Genomic DNA, 19514 nt, shown 5'->3' with positions numbered 1-19514 from the left:
TTTAATACTCAATGAAAATCAAAGAGCAAACTAGGAAGCTAGCCGCAAGCTGTACTTGAGTACGGTAAGGCGACGCTGACGTGGTTTGAATTTGATTTTCGAAGAGTATAAATGACAGAATGCTAAAGTTCTACAAATACCTTAGAGGAGAAAAGTGTCATGAGTGATTCTAGAAAAGAAGAAATCGACAAATTAGTGAAAGAAAATATCCCTCACCAAAATCTTACAAAAGAAGAGTTACAAGAGACCTATGCCAGCTTGCTGGAGGAGAATTTTCCTGATTCTAAACGAATTCATTTTATAGCTGATTTAGGCAGAAGTCCAGAACTTGCCTTTCATTTTGAGCTCATTTGCAAAGATTGGGAGGAAGAAACTGAACTGAATTTTGAAGCAAGTTTTGACCAGCATGGGCAGGAGGGAATCGATTATCTTTTGGAAATTCTCGATCAAAAGGAAGCAGAGAGTCAACGCGTTTTGATTGTATATCTTCTAGCGAAGATCCTCTCCAAAACAAGACATAGAGATTTTTATGCGTCTTCTTGCAAGCAAGTACTTCCTGTTCTAATCTCTCTTTTACCTAGTTCAGAAGCTTCAAATCGTAGAAAGTTAATCATTGCCCTTGGTTGGATCGGTTCAACAAGTGAGATAGAAATCTTAGGACAACATCTCTTGACTGACAAAGATGCACTTTGTCGTGCCTGGTCTGCCAGTAGTTTGATGCAATTATCTTTTCATCAAGTTGAAAAAGAAGTCTTGATGGAGAAAACAAAGGATTTATTTGGTGAAGCTATTGCAGAAGAAAAGGACTTTCGGGCTTGTGCTCTGATGATAGAAGCAGCTCAAGTTTTATTTGGGAAAAAATGGATTCCTACATCTGCTGTAGAGAAGTTGGAAATCGAAAAGATTGAGAAGGCAAGAAAATCAGCAATTAGATTTTTGAAGAAGTAGTGAGACAAGGTTGTTGAAAAATCATATAGAATAGAAAATTCAGAATTATCAACGAAAGATGATTGTGTCTAGTAGATGCAGTCATTTTTTTGATTTCTCTAGATGTTTCTGAAATATGGTATAATAGAAGCATGGCAAACAAAAATACAAGTAAAACAAGACGGAGACCGTCAAAAGCTGAATTAGAAAGAAAGCAAGCTATCCAAAGGATGTTAATTTCCTTAGTCATAGCTTTTTGCTTAATGTTCGCTGCCCTGAAATTAGGAGCAGTGGGACTCACCCTTTATAATCTCATTCGTCTATTAGTAGGAAGTCTGGCCTATCTGGTCATTTTTGTCGTCCTAGTCTATCTTTTTTTCTTCAAATGGATTCGGAAGCAAGAAGGTCTGATCTCAGGTTTTCTTTGCGTTTTTTCAGGCTTATTGCTGATTTTTGAAGCTTATCTTGTATGGAAATATGGCATAGAGCAGTCTGTCTTTAAGGGGACTTTAGCCCAAGTTTTGACAGATTTGACAGGTTTTCGTGTGACTAGCTTTGCTGGAGGAGGACTGCTAGGTGTTGCCCTTTATATTCCAGTCGCCTTTCTTTTTTCAAATATTGGTACTTACTTTATCGGAGCCATCTTAATCTTGATCGGTGCTCTTCTAGTTAGTCCCTGGTCTGTCTATGACGTTGCTGATTTTCTTGGAGCACGTTTTGCACTTTGGATGGAGCGACGCGAGCTGAAGAAACAAGAACGCTTCATCAAACGGGAAGAAGAAAAAGCTCGTAAGGAAGCAGAGGAACAGGAAAGACTAGAAAAAGAACAAGCAGAGCAAGCCTTATTGGATATACCTCCTGTTGATATGGAAACTGGCGAGATTTTAGAAGCTTCCCCTGTTCACTTTGATGATTTACCACCCCTTCCAGAGGAAGAATGGGTAGAACCTGAAATTATTCTCCCGCAAGCAGACTATGATCTTCCTAACGAAGTTGATATTCCAGAGGAAGCTGAGTTCTTAGATGATGAGGATGTTGAGGTAGATTTTTCTGCTAAAAAAGCCTTGGAATACAAACTTCCAAGCTTGCAACTCTTTGCACCTGATAAACCAAAAGATCAGTCAAAAGAAAAGAAAATCGTACGAGAAAATATCAAAATTTTGGAAGAAACCTTTGCGAGTTTCGGTATCAAGGTAACGGTTGAACGTGCTGAAATCGGTCCATCAGTTACCAAGTACGAAGTCAAGCCAGCAGTTGGTGTTCGTGTCAATCGCATTTCCAATCTAGCAGATGACTTGGCTCTGGCCTTGGCTGCGAAAGATGTCCGTATCGAAGCTCCAATTCCAGGGAAATCCTTGGTCGGGATTGAAGTGCCTAACTCTGAAATTGCGACCGTATCTTTCCGAGAACTCTGGGAACAATCGCAAACTAAACCTGAAAATCTGCTAGAAATTCCTCTTGGGAAAGCCGTTAATGGTACAGCTCGTAGTTTTGACCTAGCTAAAATGCCTCACTTGCTAGTAGCTGGTTCGACAGGTTCTGGTAAATCTGTTGCAGTCAATGGTATCATTGCAAGTATTCTCATGAAGGCACGTCCAGACCAAGTCAAGTTTATGATGGTGGATCCGAAGATGGTTGAGTTATCAGTCTATAATGATATTCCACACCTCTTGATTCCGGTCGTGACGAATCCTCGTAAGGCCAGCAAGGCCCTTCAAAAAGTCGTAGATGAGATGGAAAACCGTTATGAACTCTTTGCCAAAATTGGGGTTCGTAATATTGCTGGTTTCAATGCCAAGGTGGAGGAATTCAACGCTCAATCTGAGTACAAACAAGTACCTCTTCCTTTGATTGTCGTGATTGTCGATGAGTTGGCTGACCTCATGATGGTAGCCAGCAAGGAAGTAGAAGATGCCATTATCCGTCTTGGACAGAAGGCGCGTGCAGCTGGTATTCATATGATCCTCGCGACCCAGCGTCCGTCGGTGGATGTTATTTCTGGTTTGATTAAGGCCAATGTACCGTCTCGTGTAGCCTTTGCTGTATCTTCTGGAACGGATTCACGTACGATTTTGGATGAAAATGGCGCGGAGAAATTGCTTGGTCGAGGGGATATGCTCTTCAAACCAATCGATGAAAATCACCCTGTACGCTTGCAAGGCTCCTTTATCTCGGATGATGATGTGGAACGTATTGTTAGCTTTATCAAGGCTCAAGCAGATGCCGATTATGATGAAAGCTTTGATCCCGGAGAGGTTTCTGAGACAGAAGGTGAGTCTGGCACAGGAGATGAAGGTGGAGATCCGCTATTTGAAGAAGCTAAGGCTCTGGTCATTGAAACTCAAAAAGCGAGCGCATCCATGATTCAACGTAGATTATCAGTTGGTTTTAACCGAGCAACTCGCTTGATGGAAGAATTAGAGATGGCTGGGGTTATTGGTCCAGCAGAAGGAACGAAGCCACGAAAGGTTTTACAACAATAAAAAACGTAAAAATAGTATAAAAATGCATGGAAACTTTATTGAAAAGTTAGTCAAAAATGGTCTAACTTTTACGATGAAGTTTCCTTTTTTATAGCGATTTCTTTAGAAATAAGGCCATCTGAAAATCGTTTCAGACTTGCCTAATAATCGGATTTTACTTTTACTAGTTTTACCTATTAAACTATTGATTTTTTAAACTGTTTTTGATATATTAAATTGGTATAGAAAAAATTATATGTTTATCCAGTAGTGTTTAAAAATTGAGGAGGATATTTTTTAAAAATAAAATGCAAACGCTTACCTGGTAAACTGAAAGGAACAAAAAACCGATGGATAAAGGATTATTTGAAAAACGTTGCAAATATAGTATTCGGAAATTTTCATTAGGGGTTGCTTCTGTTATGATTGGTGCAGCTTTCTTTGGAACTAGCACTGTTCTCGCAGATTCTGCACAAACAGGTTCAACAGCGACCATGCCAGCTGATTTGGCGACAGCTCTTGCCAATGCTAAAGAGGATGATGGGCATGACTTTGAAGCACCAAAACCTGGTGAAGACCAAGGTTCTCCTGAAGTAACTGAAGGACCAAAGACTGAAGAAGAATTGCTGGCAAAAGAAAAAGAAACTGCAACTGCAACAAGCTCAGCAGCTTCAGATACTCTTCCTGAAGAACTACGTGGAAAACTTGATAAGGCTGAAGAAAATGGCCGCACTGCCTCAAAAGAAGAACTAGAAAAAGAAGATAAAAGCTTAGTTCCAGAAGAAGTAGCTAAAACAAAAAATGGGGTATTAAACTACGGTGCAACTGTCGAAATTAAAAGCTCTGCTGGGCTCGGTAGTGGTATTGTTATCGGGGAAAATCTCGTTTTGTCTGTTTCTCATAACTTTATCAAAGATGTTCCAGATGGCAATAATCGTAAGGTAGCTGATAATGTTGAAAGTGATGACGATGTTTATACAATTTCTTACCAAGGCGCTCCAGACGTCAAATTCAGTAAAAATGATGTAAAACACTGGGACCGTGAAGGATTCCTCAAAGGATATAAAAATGACTTGGCAATCGTTAAGCTTCGTACACCTCTTGCAAATGCACCAGTTGAAGTGACTGACAAGCCTGCAACAACTAAGGTAGGAGATAAGGTTCACGTATTTGGATATCCAAAAGGAGAACTTGATCCAATTTTGAATACAACTGTTGAGGATATTAATAATCACGGAGAAGGTGTTCGTGGCATTAGCTATCAAGGAAGTGAACCAGGTGCTAGTGGTGGCGGTATTTTCGATGAAAATGGGAAATTGATTGGTATTCACCAAAATGGTGTATCTGGTAAACGTAGTGGAGGTATTCTCTTCTCACCTGCTCAGCTAGAGTGGATTCAAAACTACATCAAGGGTATTGAAACAACGAAACCAGCTGGTCTAGATGCTCTCGATAAACAAGTTGAGGACAAGGAAGAAAAACCAAAAGAGGATAAACCTAAGGAAGATAAGCCAAAAGCAGAAACACCAGCAGAAAATAAACCTGCTGAAAACAAGCCGGCTGAGAACAAGCCAGCAGAAAATAAACCTGCTGAAAACAAGCCAGCTGAGAATAAACCAGCTGAGAATAAACCGACTGAATCAAAAGAAGTTACTCCAGAATGGAAAACAGTTGAAAATAAAGACCAACAGGGAACAGTAACAATCCGTGAAGAAAATGGAGTTCGTTACAACCAACTAGCTTCAACTGCTCAAAATGACAATGGTAAGAAACCAGCCTTGTTTGAAAAAGATGGTTTGACAGTCGATGCTAATGGAAATGCCACTGTTGATTTGACCTTTAAAGAAGAATCTGAAACAGGTAAATCTCGCTTCGGTGTCTTCATGAAATTCAAAGACACTGATAACAATGTTTTTGTAGGTTACGACCAAGGTGGATGGTTCTGGGAATACAAGTCAAATGGAAGTGGACTTTGGTACCAAGGTGGACGTGTTGCAGCTCCAGTAAATGGTTCTGAGAACCACTTGACCATCAGCCTTAAATCAGATGGACAGCTCAATGCAACTAACAACGATGTCAAACTCTTTGACACAGTTACCTTGCCATCTGCAGTTAATGACAAACTCAAAGATGAGAAGAAAATCGTTCTTAAAGCTGGAACCTATAACAGCAGCGAACGTACCATTGTCAATGTCAAAACTGATGATCAAGAAGGTGTGAAAAACGATCAAGAAGCCGCTGAAAAAGAAAAGGGCGACACAGTAGATGATAGCAATGTCAAATACGACACTATCGAATCTACAGTATTGAAAGCAGTCATCGACCAAGCCTTCCCACGTATTAAAGAGTACGTCCTCAATGGCAACAAGCTTCCAGGTCAAGTGCAACCGATTAATCAAGTTGTGATTAATAAACACGCTGTGACTCCTGAAGTTACCTATAAGAAGGTCAATGCAACGACTGCCGAGTATGAAATGAAACTCCGTGATGAGGAAAACCTCATCAATGCAGATATGACAGTTCGTTTGCAAGTGGTGGACAACCAACTTCACTTTGATGTGACTAAGATTGTCAACCATAACCAAGTTACACCAGGACAAAAGATTGATGACGAACGTAAATTACTTTCTTCAATCAGCTTCCTAGGAAATGCCTTGGTATCTGTTTCAAGCGACCAAGCGGGAGCTAAGTTTGATGGGGCAACCATGTCAAACAATACTCACGTCAGTGGTGATGACCATATCGAAGTAACAAATCCAATGAAAGAATTAGCCAAAGGCTACATGTACGGATTTGTTTCAACAGACAAACTTGCAGCAGGTGTATGGAGTAACTCACAAAATAGCTACGGTGGTGGTTCTTACGACTGGACACGTTTGACAGCTTATAAGAATACGATTGGCAATGCTAACTACGTGGAAATTCATAGCTCTGAATGGCAATGGGAAAAAGCGCACAATGGAGTTGTCTTCCCAGCATACACTCAAGAACTTCCAAGTGCAAAAGTTGTCATCACTGAAGATGCCAATGCTGACCATAAGGTTGACTGGCAAGATGGTGCGATTGCTTACCGTAGCATCATGAACAACCCTCAAGGTTGGGAAAAAGTTAAAGACATTACTGCTTACCGTATCGCTATGAACTTTGGTTCACAAGCGCAAAACCCATTCCTCATGACCTTGGATGGTATCAAGAAGATCAACCTCCATACCGATGGTCTTGGCCAAGGTGTACTGCTTAAGGGATACGGAAGTGAAGGACATGACTCTGGACACTTGAACTATGCGGACATCGGTAAACGTATCGGTGGTGTTGAAGACTTTAAGACTCTTATTGAGAAAGCTAAGAAATATGGTGCCCACCTCGGTATCCACGTCAACGCTTCAGAAACTTATCCAGAGTCTAAATACTTTAATGAAGATATTCTTCGTAAAAATGCAGATGGTAGCTATAGCTACGGTTGGAACTGGCTTGACCAAGGTATCAACATTGATGCTGGTTATGACCTCGCTCATGGGCGTCTAGCTCGTTGGGAAGAGTTGAAGAAAGAGTTGGGTGAAGGTCTAGACTTCATCTACGTCGACGTATGGGGTAACGGTCAATCAGGTGACAACGGTGCCTGGGCAACTCACGTTATTGCGAAAGAAATTAACAAACAAGGTTGGCGCTTTGCTATTGAGTGGGGCCATGGTGGTGAATATGATTCTACCTTCCAACACTGGGCAGCTGACTTGACATACGGTGGCTATACAAATAAAGGTATTAACAGTGCCATCACTCGCTTTATCCGTAACCACCAAAAAGATTCTTGGGTTGGTGACTACAGAAGTTATGGTGGTGCAGCTGACTACCCACTTCTAGGCGGTTATAGCATGAAGGACTTTGAAGGATGGCAAGGACGTAGTGATTATAACGGTTATGTAACAAACTTGTTTGCTCATGACGTTATGACTAAGTACTTCCAACACTTCACAGTCAGCAAATGGGAAGATGGCAAACCAGTAACCATGTCTGATAATGGTAGTACCTATAAATGGACTCCAGAAATGAAAGTCGAGTTGGTCGATGCTGCAAATAACAAAGTTGTGGTAACTCGTAAATCTAATGATGTCAACAGTCCACAATACCGTGAACGTACAGTAACGCTCAACGGACGTGTCATCCAAGACGGTTCAGCTTACTTGACTCCTTGGAACTGGGATGCAAATGGTAATAAGCTTGAGAGTGACAAGGAAAAAATGTACTACTTCAATACTGAAGCAGGTGAAACAACTTGGACACTTCCTAGCGACTGGGCAAATGGTAAGGTTTACCTTTATAAACTAACTGACCAAGGTAAGACTGAGGAAAAAGAAGTTGCCGTGAAAGACGGTAAGATTACCCTTGACCTCACTGCAAATCAGCCATATGTTCTCTATCGTTCTAAACAAACAAATCCAGAAATGTCATGGAGTGAAGGAATGCACATCTATGACCAAGGATTTAACAGTGAATCTTTGGATCATTGGAAGATTTCGGGAGATGCTTCTAAGGCTGAAATCGTGAAGTCTCAAGGTGCAAACCAAATGCTCCGCATCCAAGGTAATAAAGAAAAAGTTAGTCTTACTCAAAAATTGACTGGCTTGAAACCAAATACGAAATACGCAGTGTATGTCGGTGTCGACAACCGTAGTAATGCTAAAGCAAGTATTACCGTTAATACTGGTGAAAAAGAAGTAACCAACTACACTAACAAGTCACTAGCACTTAACTATGTAAAAGCCTATGCTCACAATACTCGTCGAAGCAATGCAACAGTTGATAACACAAGTTACTTCCAAAACATGTATGCATTCTTCACAACAGGTTCAGATGTATCAAACGTAACCTTGACCTTGAGTCGTGAAGCAGGCGATGAAGCAACTTACTTCGATGAAATTCGTACCTTTGAAAATGAATCAAATATGTACGGTGACGGTCACGATACTGCAACAGGCGTCTTCAAACAAGACTTTGAAAATGTCGGACAAGGTATCTTCCCATTTGTCATCGGTGGTATCGAAGGCGTTGAAGACAACCGTACTCACTTGTCTGAAAAACATGGACCATACACACAACGTGATTGGAATGGCAAGAAAGTTGATGACGTTATCGAAGGAAATTGGTCACTCAAGACAAATGGACTTGTAAGTCGTCGTAACTTGGTTTACCAAACAATTCCACAAAACTTCCGCTTTGAAGCAGGCAAGACCTACCGTATTACATTTGACTATGAAGCTGGATCTGACAATACTTACGCCTTTGTAGTCGGTAAGGGAGAATTCCAATCTGGACAAGCAAGTAATTTGGAAATGCATGAATTGCCAAATACTTGGACAGATTCTAAGAAAGCGAAACGTGCAACCTTCCTAGTAACAGGTGCGGAAACTGGCGATACATGGGTAGGTATCTACTCTACAGGCAATGCAAGCAACACTCGCGGAGACTCAGGTGGTAATGCTAACTTCCGTGGCTACAATGACTTCATCATGGACAGACTTCAAATCGAAGAAATTGTCTTGACTGGTAAGATGATGACAGAAAATGCTGTCAAGAACTATCTTCCAACTGTTGCGATGACTAACTACACTAAAGAAACAATGGATGCTTTGAAAGAAGCTGTCTTCAACCTCAGTCAAGCAGATGATGATATCAGTGTAGAAGAAGCTAAGTCTGAAATTGCTAAGGTCAATGCTCTTAAAGACGCTTTAGTGATGAAGAAAACAGCTCTTGTAGCAGATGACTTTGCAAGTCTTACAGCTCCTGCTCAGGCTGGTGAAGGTCTTGAAAATGCCTTTGATGGCAACGTTTCTAGCCTATGGCATACATCATGGAGCGGAGGAGATGTTGGTAAACCTGCAACTATGGTCTTGAAGGAACCAACTGAAATTACTGGCTTCCGTTACGTTCCACGTGGTTCAGGATCAAATGGTAACTTGAGAGATGTCACTCTTGTGGTTACTGATGAAACAGGTAAGGAACATACCTTCAATGCAACCAATTGGGCTAACAATAATAAACCAAAAGATATTGACTTTGGTAAGACTATCAAGGCTAAAAAGATTGTTCTAACTGGAACAAGAACCTACGGTGATACAGAAAACCAATATCAATCAGCTGCAGAATTGATCTTCGCTCGTCCACAGGTTGCTGAAACTGGTCTTGACACTACAGCCTATGAAGCAGCCTTGGCAAAAGCTCAAAAATTGACTGATAAAAGTAATCAAGAGGAAGTAGCAAGTGTTGTTGCCAGCATGAAATTTGCAACAGATAATCATCTCTTAACAAATAGAATGCTTGAATTCTTTGCAAATTATCTCGACCAATTGAAAGACCAAACACCTACTCCAACTCCAGATCCAGAACCAACTCCAGAACCTAAACCTGAAGCTCCAACTTCAAGCAAGGGTGACGAAGCTGCGCCAGTTGTTGACCTTCCAGAATTCACAGGTGGTGTAAATGGTGTTGAAGCCGCAATCCATGAAGTACCAGAGTTTACTGGAGGTGTGAATGCAGCTGAAGCCGCTGTTCATGAAGTTCCAGAATACAATGAAGTTGAGGGAACCGCAGGAAATGAAGTAGCTATCCACGAAGTACCAGAATTTACTGGAGGTGTAAATGGAGCTGAAGCCGCTGTCCATGAAGTACCAGAGTATACAGGTGCGATTGGAACAGCAGGTGATCAAGCCGCACCTACTGTAGAAAAACCAACTGAAGGTGTTCGTGTCTTGTCAGATAAGACTACAGGAGTTGTAGTTGCAGGACTAGCAAGAGATTTGGCTACAGATCTTAATCTTAAAGTTCAAAAAGTAACAGACCAAAGTCTACAAGGTGTGAAATTTGATGCTTATGCTCTTCATTTAGTTGATAAAGATAAGCATGAGGTTCAAGCGAAGGGTGTAGTGCTTGTTCGACTTCCAGTTTCTAGTGAAGTAGCTGGAGTATACTACACTGCATCAGGTGAGGCAGTAAGCTTTACAAATGGTCAAGGTACAGTTGAGTTTACAACTAGTCAGCTAGGACATTTTGCAGTAGTTTATAAACAAGTTTCTAAACCACAAACGCCATCAGTAGGAGAACCAGGTCATAAACCACAAACTCCATTAACTGAGGAACCTGGAAGTCAAGTACAGACTCCATCAACAGAGAAACTGGATCATAAACCACAGGATGCAGCAGTACAAAAACTCGATCAGAAATCAGATGATACTGCTAAACCAGAAATGAAGGAAGTAGCAGCTAAACAAGAAGCGAAGGATAAACTTCCAGAAACTGGTACTAGCAAGTCAGATCATCTCTTCTTCCTTGCCAGCCTCAGTCTAGCAATGTCTGCTCTATTTCTTGCAAAGAGAAAAGAAGATTAAAAAATAAAAAGTTTTCAATAAAAGAGAGCTTAAAACTCCACAATCACTGTAGTGGAGAAAAAGAAAACCCAGAGAGGACCCTCTAGGTCCTCTCTTTTTCTAAAGGGGAATGATAGCGCTTACTCCTTGTGAGCGTATGAAAGGAAATAGGAAAAAATGGGAAAACATTTTTTTGAGAAACGGTGTCATTACAGTATACGTAAATTTACAATCGGCGCAGCTTCTGTTATGATTGGTGCCAGTATCTTTGGAACTGGTATGGTTCAAGCTGCTGAAACAGAAGGACCTGCAGAGACAGAAGGTACGGTAACACAGGCTCAGCCTCTGGATAAACTGCCAGCAGATATAGCAGCAGCTATTGAAAAAGCAGAAGCAAGTGCTGGAACTGTAGATGAACAACCTGCAGGGTCAGAAACTGGGGCAACTGCAGCTGAAACAACTACTCCAAAACCAACTGAAACTCCTGCTCCTAAGGAAGAAGTAGCTTCAAAACCAGCTACAAATCCAAAAGAGGAAGCAGCTTCTGAAGCGAAACCAGCTGCAAGTCCTGCGACTAAAGATGTAGTAGATACACCAGATGTCAATCATTTAGAAAAAGCTTCTGCTACAGCATCAAACCATGAAGCCAACACACAATACACAGCAGAAAAGGCGATTGACGGAAAACCTGATACTCGTTGGGCTACTGACCAAAACGTTGAGAAACCAACAATCGAATTTACTCTTGAAAAGACAACAGTGATTAAGCATGTTGAGATTGATTGGGACCGCCGCGTTCGTGGTGAACAAAATGATCCTAATATCAAGTCATGGAACCTCTATTACGCCGGCCAGGATGATGTGAATGGTTCAGGAGTTAAAGAATGGAAGTTGGCTTATCAAAGAACAGGGAATCCTCTTCTTGATGAAAAAATTGACTTGAAAGAAGCTATCCAAGCCAAATACCTTAAACTTGAAATTACAGACTATCAAGCTGGTACAATGAATTGGAAAAATGTTGGGATTCAAGAAATTCGTGCCTACTCAAACATTCCAGACGCTAGCAAACCAACAGATATTCGCCAAGTGACAGAATTAGCTGTTGCTGAAGATGGAAAATCTCTTATCTTGCCTAAATTACCAGGTCAAGTCAGCTTGATTGGTAGCAACAAACAGGGTGTTGTTGACCTAAATAACAAAATCTATAAACCCTTAACAGATCAAACTGTTAAGGTCATGGTCCAACAAGTCAAGGATACTCATACCTTCACAAAAGAATTTGAAGTCCTTATTAAAGGCTTACATGCAGACGAAGGCGTTGGCACTAAACCAGCAGTTGCTCCAGCAGTTCAACAATGGTATGGAACTGAAGGAAAAACTTCTATTACAGCTGATACTGTGATTTCAGTTGGCGATTCTGGATTTGGTCAAGAAGCTAAATTCTATCAGACTGACCTTGAAAGTCGTGGGCTAGAAATCGCTACAGGTGATCAAACAGCTCAAAAACGGATTGAATTTAAAAAGGTTGAAGATAAGGGTTATGGTAAAGAAGGCTATGGTATCACTGTAAAAGATGGTGTTATTACTGTAGAAGCTGCAACCAACGCAGGAGCCTTTTACGCAACTCGTACTCTTCTACAAATGGGCGAAAATGATTTGCAAAACGGAGAAATCCGTGACTTCCCAAGCTTTAGCCACCGTGGCTTTATGCTAGACACAGGTCGTAAGTTTATTCCTTATGATACGCTTGTAGACATCATGCTCAACATGGCTTACTACAAGATGAACGATCTTCAGTTGCACTTGAATGATAACTATATCTTCTTAAAAGATCACTTGGCTGGTAAAAATCTTTCTCAAGATGAAGAACTAGACTATGTCCTCAAAAAAGCTAAGACAGGCTTCCGTGTAGAGACTGATGTTGTTGGTAAAAATGGTGAAAAATTAACATCTGACGAGCATTACACTAAGGAAGAAATGCAAGAAATCATCAAGTTGGCCAAAGCTTTACATATCAATCTTGTTCCTGAAATTGACACACCAGGTCACGCCCTTTCATTTGTTAAAGTTCGTCCAGACTTGATGTATAAAGGTCAGCTTAGTGCGAGAAAACATAATGTAGAGCGTGTGGCTATGCTAGATTTGGATAACAAGTACGAAGAAACTCTTGCTTTTGTCAAATCAGTCTATGATAAATTGCTCGATGGTGAAGACGCACCTCTCCATGGCGTATCTACAGTTCATATCGGTACAGATGAATATTATGGAAATCCAGAAAGCTATCGTCGCTATGTCAACGATATGATCCAGTACATCAAAGGCAAAGGTTTGACACCGCGTATTTGGGGTTCCCTCAGTGCCAAACAAGGAACTACACCTGTAGATTGGAAAGATGTAGAAGTTGATATCTGGAGTATTGGTTGGCAACGTCCAGCGGCTGCAATTGCTCAAGGTGCTAAGATTATCAATATCACAGATATTCCAACCTATAGTGTTCCAAGTGGTAGCAATAGTCAAGGTGGATATGGAGATTATGCAAACTATGAAACACAATACAATCGCTGGACACCAAATGACTTCTCAACAGGTGGAGGACCACGCTTAGAAGCCTCTAATCCAAATATCCTTGGTGGTGGTCATGCAGTATGGAATGATAATATTGACCTCCATGAAACTGGACTCACTTCTTATGATATCTTTAAACGCTTCTTCAAGAGTATGCAATCAACTGCAGAACGCACTTGGGGTTCAGACCGTGCAGCCAAGACCTATGCAGAACGTGTTCAACCAGCAAGTGTTTATGCACCTCAATCTAATCCAGATAAGACCGTAGCTGAAGAAGACTTGTTCAAGATTAATCCTGAGACTGTCAAAGATTATCTTGCTAAGAAAGTACAGAAGACTGAAGCAGGTTTGAATTTCGAAAAAGATAGCACTATCGAAGGCCTAGTTGGTGATGCTGGACCAAGTCATGTCTTGAAATTGGATGTGACAGTGACTGGTGATGGCGAGCAAACCTTCTCAACAAGCGGAAACAATCAACTCTATCTTGCGGACAAAGATGGCTACCTTGCCTATACTTTTGAACAATTCCATATTCAATTTAACAAGAAACTTGAAAAGAACAAACGTTATCAAATTTCTGTCGTAACCAAACCTCAAGTGACTGAAGTTTATGTGGACGGTGAAAAGGTTGAACGGATTGCAAATCCAGCTAATCCACGTTTGGCTCATAATAGCTTAGTCTTACCACTTGAAACAATTGGTGGCTTCAAAGGAATCTTGCATAGTGCTGAGTTGTCAAATGAAGCATTTGTAAACCCACGTTTGATTCCAAATGATCATTTTACAGTTTTTGCAACAAGTCAAGAATTACCAGGAACCAATGCAGAAGGTCCAGTCGAAAAAGCCTTTGACAATGATCCAAATACCTTCTGGCATTCAAAATGGTCTGGTCATCAGGCTCCATTTACAGTGGCAATGAACTTGAAAGCAGCTGAAACAGTTAATGGTTTGACTTATCTTCCACGTCCAGGTGGAGGCAACGGTGTTGTGACATCTTATGAAATCTATGCTCAAAAAGATGGTCAAATGGTTAAAGTTGCTTCAGGAAATTGGGAAAACAATGCCAAAGAGAAAACAGTTAACTTTGATGCCATTGAAACCGATAAGGTAGAATTTAAAGTTCTAGCTGGTGCTGCAGGATTTGGTAGTGCTGCAGAAATTCAACTTCTGAAACCAGTTTCTACTAACAAGGTGGAAGAGCCAGTTAGTCCAGAGAAACCTGTGACACCAGAAAAACCTGAAACTCCAGAAAAACCTGTGACACCAGAAAAACCTAAAGTTGAGGAAATGGGCGATGGTACAACTGAACTTGCTGATAGCTTTGTAGCTACGAAACCTACAAGTGACGAAGCAGTTGCCGCAGCAGCCCAAAGTCAGGATTATCTCAAGAAAGAGTACAAGGTCTTCCCAACACCACAAAAAGTAACTTACGATGAAGGTGTTACGAAACTCCATAAACAAGTCAATCTTGTCATGGGTGATCAATTAGATATCTATACTCGTAATCGCTTGAAGAGTGTCCTACAAGATCATCAAATCTCATACACAAGCAGTCAAACAGCAGTGGCAGGTGCTACCAACATTTACCTTGGGGTTCATGGTCAAAATTCACAGGCTGAAAAAGAAGTGTCTGGCATTTCTCAAGGACTCTTTGATAAGATTGATGCCTATGCCTTGTCAATCAAGAACAATACAATCTCTATCGTCGGTAAGGATACAGATGCTGTCTTCTACGGTTTGACAACTCTCAAACACATGCTTAATGAAAGTGAAGCTCCAGTCTTGCGTAATGTAACAGTTGAAGACTTCGCTGAAATTAAGAACCGTGGCTTTATCGAAGGATACTATGGTAACCCTTGGAGCAATGCTGATCGTGCTGAGTTGATGCGTTATGGTGGTGACTTGAAGTTGACTCAATACTTCTTTGCACCAAAAGATGATCCATACCACAACAAGAAATGGCGTGAACTTTATCCAGAAGAAAAATTAGCAGAAATCCGTGAATTGGCGCGTGTCGGAAACCAAAACAAGACTCGTTATGTTTGGACCATTCACCCATTCATGAACAACCGTATCCGTTTTGGCAACGATGCTGACTACCAAAAAGACCTTGAAACAATTAAAGCTAAATTCACTCAATTGATGGATGTCGGTGTTCGTGAGTTCGGTATCCTAGCTGATGACGCTCCAAGTCCAGTTGGTGGCTACAATAGCTACAACCGCTTGATGAAGGACATGACAGACTGGTTGACTGAAAAACAAGCAACTTATGTTGGTCTTCGTAAGGAAATGATCTTCGTTCCAGGTCAATATTGGGGTAATGGACGTGAAGATGAGTTGAAATCTCTAAATGAAAACCTTCCAACTTCAACTTCTATGACCCTTACTGGTGGTAAGATTTGGGGTGAAGTGTCTGAAAGCTTCCTCTCTAACCTTAAGAATAACCTGACTGCAGGAGGTAAGACCTACCGACCAGTTTCTCTATGGGTAAACTGGCCTGTTACAGATAACTCTAAACAACACTTGATTTTGGGTGGCGGTGAGAAATTCCTTCATCCAAATGTAGATCCAAGTCTCCTTTCAGGTATCATGTTGAACCCAATGCAACAATCTGAGCCTTCTAAGATTGCCCTCTTCTCAGCAGCCCAATATGCATGGAAACAATGGAAATCAGAAGAAGAAGCTAAGAGAGTGAATGACATCGCCTTCAACTTTGTTGAAAACGGTAAGTTTACAGATAGTGAAACATCTCTTGCCTTCCGTGAACTTGGTAAACACATGATCAACCAAAACATGGATGGTCGTGTTGTGAAGTTGGAAGAGTCTGTTGAACTTGCACCGAAATTGGATGCCTTTATGTCTAAGTTGAAAGCTGGTCAAGATGTCGGTGCAGAGCGTGAAGGCTTGCGTGCAGAATTTGCTAAACTAAAAGCAGCAGCTCAACTTTATAAAGCATCTGGTGATGAAAAGATGCGTGCTCAAATCCACTACTGGTTGGATAATACCATTGACCAAATGGACGCATTGAGTGCTCTCCTTGATGGTACAGAAGCTATCGAAAAGAACGATTCTGCAAAACTTTGGGATAGTTACTATAAGGGATTAAAACTTTATGAACAGTCTCAAACTTATACCTTCCATTATGTAGACCATGATGAAAGAGCTGAGTTGGGTGTTCAACATATCCGTCCATTCTTGCTTGGACTTCGTGAAATCCTCGCAACAGAAGTTCAAAAAGCCTTGCATCCTGACCAAGTCCTTAGTACCTTTATCACAAACCGTACAGGTGTCGAAGGTGGACTTGCTGAAGTGACTGATGGTGATTTAGGAACACATGCTTTGATCAAATCACCAAACAGCATTCAAACTGGTGACTACATTGGTTTGAAATTTAATAAGGCTGTTCCAGTTCAAAACTTGACCTTTGCAATGGGAACTCAAGCAAATCCTCGTGATACCTTCAACAACGCTAAGGTTGAATACCTCAATGAAAATGATGAGTGGGTAACCCTTTCAGAACCAAGCTACACTGGTAATGAACCACTGCTTAAATTTGAAAACCTCAACATCAACGCCAAAGCTGTTCGTATGATTGCGACTTCAGATCGTGGAAATACTTGGTTTGCTGTACGAGAAATTGCTGTTAACCGCCCTGTAGAAGTTACTCGTGCTAAACAGTCAGCCACTGTGACTATCAGTCCAAATCTTATGTACAAGTACAACACAACAGTTGGTCAGATTACAGACGGACGTGATAATACTGAAGCCATGCTTGCAAATGCTGATAGAACAGACACAACTCCAGTCAATGGTTGGGTACAACTTGACTTGGGTGAAGTCAAACCTGTGACTAAGGTTCGTTTGGTTCAAGGATCAGGAGATAAATTGGCAGAAGGTGTTCTTGAATATTCTGCAGATGGTAGCTCATGGCAAGAGTTGGATCGCTTGACTGGCGAACAAACAAAAGAAATCGAAACTCCAATTTCAGCTCGCTACGTTCGTGTTCGCAATACTAAGAACATCAACCTATGGTGGCGTATCGCTGACTTCTCAGTTGAAACACGTGCAGGCAATAGCGAATTGACTGATACAAACGTTGAGAGCTTGAAGTCAACTCCAGTTTATGACAGCCTAGGCCGTTATGACCTTCAAATTCCAAGCGGAACTAAGCTTCCAGCTCATAGCTACTTGGGTATGAAACTTGATCGTCTACACCAAGCTGAAAGCATTCAAGCACTTGGTACAGAAAATCCATCTCTCAACTTGGAATACTCTCCAAATGCCCAAGAATGGTATCCAGCTGATCAAGTGACTGATAAGTCCTTGGTACGTTATGTTCGTTTGGTTAATAAGACTGACCAAGAACAAGCAGTGACAGCAACTTCTCTACTTGTTCAGACAAAAGAAGTTCAGCCAACCACACTTGATTCTACATCAATGGGAATCCACCAAACATACGGTAGAAACGACGTTCGTAAGATCAAGAACTTGGATCAGTTGTTTGACGGTGTCTACAATAACTTTGTAGAGTTCTCAGACTATGCTCGTAAAGACGGTCATATTACCTTGAAACTTGGTAGCGAACGTGATATTAAGAAGATTAGAGCTTACATCCAAGACGGCACTCAAAACTATCTCCGTGATGGTAAGATTCAAGTCAGTCAAGATGGCAAGACTTGGACGGATGTTGTGACAGTTGGTGACGGTGTTGCTAATGAAACACGTGATGACTCCTTGACAGATGGCTGGACACATGATTCTAAGATGCCAGGAAATCGCTATATCGAGGGTGAACTTTCAAGCCCAGTTAAAGCTAACTATCTCCGTGTTCTATTTACAGCAGACTATGATGCTCGTTTTGTAGGATTCACTGAGTTGGTGATCAATGATGGCGAATTCGTGAAACCAATCAATGACCCAACTGTAGAAGGAAACAGCGGTGAAAGCCAAGGCAACCTTTACACTAACCTTGTAGATGGCAAAGTATTGACAAGCTACAAGGCTGAGAAAGAACAAGGTGAGCTTGTCTACCACTTGTCAGAACCAACAGACGCAAACCATATCCGACTTGTTTCAAGTATTCCTCAAGGAGTGAAAGCTCGTGTGCTTGCTCGTACTCTGAAAGAAGATAAAGCAGATGCTTGGTCAGAACTAGGTGAAATTACCTCAAGCTTCCAAACATTTGCAGTGAGAGAAAAAGCGCCATTGTTAGATGTCAAAGTTGTTTGGGAAGGTGGCAAACCTGAGTTTTACGAAATGACGACCTTCCACCAAGAGCTTCCAGAAGAACCAGAGAAACCAGCTTTAACTACAAGCAAGGGTGATGAAGCAGCACCAGTAGTAGAAGTCCCAGAATTTACTGGTGGCGTAAATGGTGTTGAAGCAGCTGTTCATGAAGTTCCAGAATATACTGAAGCTATTGGCACAGCAGGTGAAGAAGCAGCACCAGTAGTAGAAGTCCCAGAATTCACAGGCGGCGTGAATGGTGTCGAAGCGGCTATCCATGAAGTTCCAGAGTATACTGAAGCTACGGCAGAAGCAGACAAGCTTCCAGCACCAGTAGTAGAAGTCCCAGAATTCACAGGTGGTGTAAATGGCACTGAAGCAGCTGTCCACGAAGTCCCAGAATATACTGGTGGGGTGAATGGTGTCGAAGCAGCTGTCCATGAAGTCCCAGAGTTCACTGGTCACGTAAATGGATCAGAAGGAACTACTCACGAAGTTCCAGAATTTACTGGAAGTGTGAATGGTTCAGCCCCAACTACACGTGAAACTCCAGCATACACAGATGAGCAGTCTCTTGTAGCTCTTGCTATGTCACAAGATAAGACCTACCAAGCACCTGCAAGTCATCCATACAAGCTCCCAGAGACAGGTACTAAAGAAAATGCTGGCCTTGCAGCCGTTGGTGTTGTAGGTGCACTTCTTGGTATGTTTGCTATGGGAAAGAAAAAAGACGACGAATAAGATGATGTAAAAGCATCTAATACTCAATGAAAATCAAAGAGCAAACTAGGAAACTAGCCGCAGGTTGCTCAAAACACTGTTTTGAGGTTGTGGATAGAACTGACGAAGTCAGTAACAAAAATATACGGCAAGGCGACGTTGACGCGGTTTGAATTTGATTTTCGAAGAGTATAAGTCATAGAGATTGGATCAAGAGACTAATCTCGAATATAAAAAGCGGACAAAACTAGTT

The 19514-nt window shown here is 41.4% G+C and carries 4 protein-coding genes; all 4 read left to right on the top strand.

Translation table 11 applies throughout. The annotated features are described in order from the left end of the window. Positions 1 to 159 precede the first annotated feature (159 nt). Entirely contained in the window at positions 160 to 948 is a 789-nt protein-coding gene (locus HMPREF1116_RS03210; RefSeq protein WP_001285300.1) for a HEAT repeat domain-containing protein, read from the top strand. A 131-nt stretch (positions 949 to 1079) separates the two neighbouring features. Next, complete coding sequence (locus HMPREF1116_RS03205; RefSeq protein WP_081478781.1) at positions 1080 to 3410, top strand: DNA translocase FtsK; 2331 nt, start codon at positions 1080 to 1082, stop codon at positions 3408 to 3410. A 329-nt stretch (positions 3411 to 3739) separates the two neighbouring features. After that, positions 3740 to 10771: a SpGH101 family endo-alpha-N-acetylgalactosaminidase gene (locus HMPREF1116_RS0101955; protein WP_000357488.1), complete on the top strand. Its 7032-nt coding sequence runs from the start codon at positions 3740 to 3742 to the stop codon at positions 10769 to 10771. A gap of 156 nt (positions 10772 to 10927) precedes the next feature. Beyond that, positions 10928 to 19282 carry an SIALI-17 repeat-containing surface protein gene (locus tag HMPREF1116_RS03200; protein ID WP_000515823.1) on the top strand — a complete coding sequence of 2785 codons (8355 nt, stop codon included), beginning with the start codon at positions 10928 to 10930 and terminating at the stop codon, positions 19280 to 19282. The last annotated feature ends 232 nt before the right edge of the window (positions 19283 to 19514 follow it).

The sequence above is a fragment of the Streptococcus sp. SK140 genome (assembly GCF_000259525.1).
GTDB lineage: Bacteria > Bacillota > Bacilli > Lactobacillales > Streptococcaceae > Streptococcus.
This window is presented reverse-complemented; position numbering and strand designations above follow the sequence as displayed.